The sequence below is a fragment of the Streptomyces carpinensis genome, assembly GCF_002154505.1.
Lineage (GTDB): Bacteria > Actinomycetota > Actinomycetes > Streptomycetales > Streptomycetaceae > Streptomyces > Streptomyces carpinensis.
On record NZ_MUBM01000631.1, the window covers coordinates 1 to 2,446 of the forward strand.

3 protein-coding genes are annotated in these 2,446 nt (G+C 69.4%); all 3 read right to left on the reverse strand.

Annotation, left to right across the window (positions count from 1 at the left end; translation table 11 throughout):
* Positions 1 to 784 (reverse strand): MFS transporter (locus tag BZY54_RS47325; protein ID WP_143668382.1); only part of this gene is annotated, 784 nt, incomplete at its 3' end.
* 100 nt (positions 785 to 884) lie between these two features.
* On the reverse strand, positions 885 to 1,619 hold the full coding sequence (locus BZY54_RS47330) for a VC0807 family protein (protein ID WP_086731475.1): 735 nt from the start codon (positions 1,617 to 1,619) through the stop codon (positions 885 to 887).
* Positions 1,620 to 1,712: 93 nt separating this feature from the next.
* Positions 1,713 to 2,357, reverse strand: a complete 645-nt coding sequence (locus BZY54_RS47335) for an HAD family hydrolase (RefSeq protein WP_086731476.1) — start codon at positions 2,355 to 2,357, stop codon at positions 1,713 to 1,715.
* Between the last annotated feature and the right edge of the window lie 89 nt (positions 2,358 to 2,446).

The window sequence follows — 2,446 nt, forward strand, 5'->3', positions numbered from 1 at the left end:
GATCCCCGATGGCCCGCCCCACCAGCGTGGTGACCATGTAGACGTTGTACGGCACCGTCGCCAACTGCTCGGAGCTCCCCAGGGTGTCCTGCAGGTACTTCGCGCTCCAGTTGGAGACGGTCGAGTCCCCGATGTAGGCGAAGGTCATCACGAGACACAGCGGCAGCAACAGCCTGAAGACGACGGGACCATGCCCGTGCTCCGCCGCCCCGGGTACGGCGGTGGCGTCACCGTCCACGTACCACCGGCTGCCCACGAGCGTCGCCGGCAGCAGCACCGCCGCCACCGGCAGATACGACACCCACAGCGCCAGGTGCCAGTGCGCCCCCACCCAGGCCAGCGAGGCACCCACGATCCCGCCCAGGCTGTAGGCGGCATGGAAGCTGAGCATGATGCTGCGGCCGTACGTCCGTTGCAGGCTGACCCCGAGCATGTTCATCGACGCGTCCAGTGCGCCCACGGCCAGCCCGAACACGGCGAGGGCGGCGGCCAGTGCGGCGATCCGGTCCCCGGCCCCGACCCCGAGCAGGGCCAGGAGGACCACCGGCTGGGACCAGCGCAGCACCCGGCTCGGCCGTATTCGCCTCACCAGCCGCTCGGTCGTCACACTGCCGGCGCCGGCGAGGATCGGCACGGCCGCCAGGAAGGCCGGCAGGAGGGCGTCGGAGACGCCGTACCGGTCCTGAACGGCAGGGATGCGCGTCACGAGGAGGGCGAAGGCGGCGCCCTGCGCGAAGAAGCTGAACGCCAACGAGGCCCTACCGCGCCGCAGCACTTCTGTCATGGCGGCGAGCGTAGGGCCCCGGGCTACCTGTGGGTAGGTCCGATCAAAGATGAATTTTCTTCAGCTTCACCCGCCCGCCAGGCCGAGCGAACCGGGTGTCTCAGGCGGCGACGGCGAGCGCGGGCTGCCCGACGGCGGTTTCGGCTCCGGCCTTCACCTCGGCGGCCAGCATGCGCTCCATCGGTCCGGCGGCCAGCGCACCGCTCACCATGAACGCCGCCGCCATCGCCACGACCATGATCACCGAGCCGAGCCAGACCATCGTGTCCACAGGGACGGTGTACGCGCCCACGACCCGCACCACACACTCGGCCAGCAGCGCCACGCCCCAGACGACGGAGAACGCGCGCTCCTTGCTCCGGAATGCCGCGGAGTCGGCCGCCGCCCCGGACGTCAGCCGCTGCCAGGCCGCCTCCTTGGCGGCGTCGCCCTTCACCAGGAAGGGCTTCATCCCCGCGGTCATCATCGGCTTCCCGAGCGCCACGGAGACCAGGATGCCGATGGCGATGGTGCTGCTGATCCCGCTGTCCTTGGCGAGCATCAGCCGCGGGTCCCCGGAGACGAAACTCAACAGCAGCGAGACGACGTTCACGACCAGGATCAGGCCGGCCAGCGCATTGGTCCTCCGCTCCTTGACCAGGCCCCACCCGGTCCGTACCGCCGGCACCACGCTGCTCCAGGCGAGCGCCGCGAAGGTGCTCATCCCCAACGCGTCCCTGAAGAGGTAGTACGAACCGAGCGGCGCCGCCACGTCCACGATCAGCGGCTTGAAGTTGTCCAGCGCGCTCGGGTTCTGCTTCTCGCTGCGGCCCTGGGTCCCCGTCGTCTTCGTCATGCCCCTACCCTGGCCGCCGGGCGGGGTCCTCCAGTAGAAACGATCGTCCGGAGGTCCGCATGACAAATGTCAGCCCCGCACCGATGGCGCCGGTCATACCAGCAGGTCAGCCAACTCACCCATGGAGGCGAAGAGTTGCGTCGCCGCCGCGAGCCTGGCCGCGGGGGTCACCGCGGTGAACCCGAACACGTCCATCCCGGCGGCCACGGCCGCGTCCACGCCCAGCGGGGAATCCTCGACGACCAGGCACCGCTCGGGCTCGACCCCCATCCGTCCGGCCGCGTGAAGGAAGAGGTCGGGCGCCGGCTTCCCGCGCCCCACGTCCTGCGAGCTGAAGATCCGCGCCTCCTCGAACCACCGGTCGAGTCCGGTCGTCCGGTGTCCCACCCGGATCCGCTCATGGCTGCCAGAGGACGCCACACAGTACGGCATCCCGTCCGCGGCCAGCTTCTCCAGCACGCCGGTGACGCCGGCCACCGGCTTCAACTCCCGCTCGAACGCGGCGAAGACACGGGCGTGGAAGACGTCGTCGAAGTCGTCCGGGAGCCGCTTGCCCGTCCGCTCCAGGACCAGATCGTGCACCCGGTGCATGGCCGACCCCATGTAGTCGCGGATGGAGTCCTCGTACGAGGTGGGGTGCCCCAGTTCGGTGAGATAGGCGGCGAGCAGCCGGTTGGAGATCGGCTCGCTGTCGACGAGGACGCCGTCGTTGTCGAAGATGATGAGGTCGTAGCGCATGGCTCGACCCTAAACGACCCCAAAAGCAGAAAACCCCCGTGCCGGTCGGCACGGGGGTTTTCTCAAGAATTGTTCGGCGGTGTCCTACT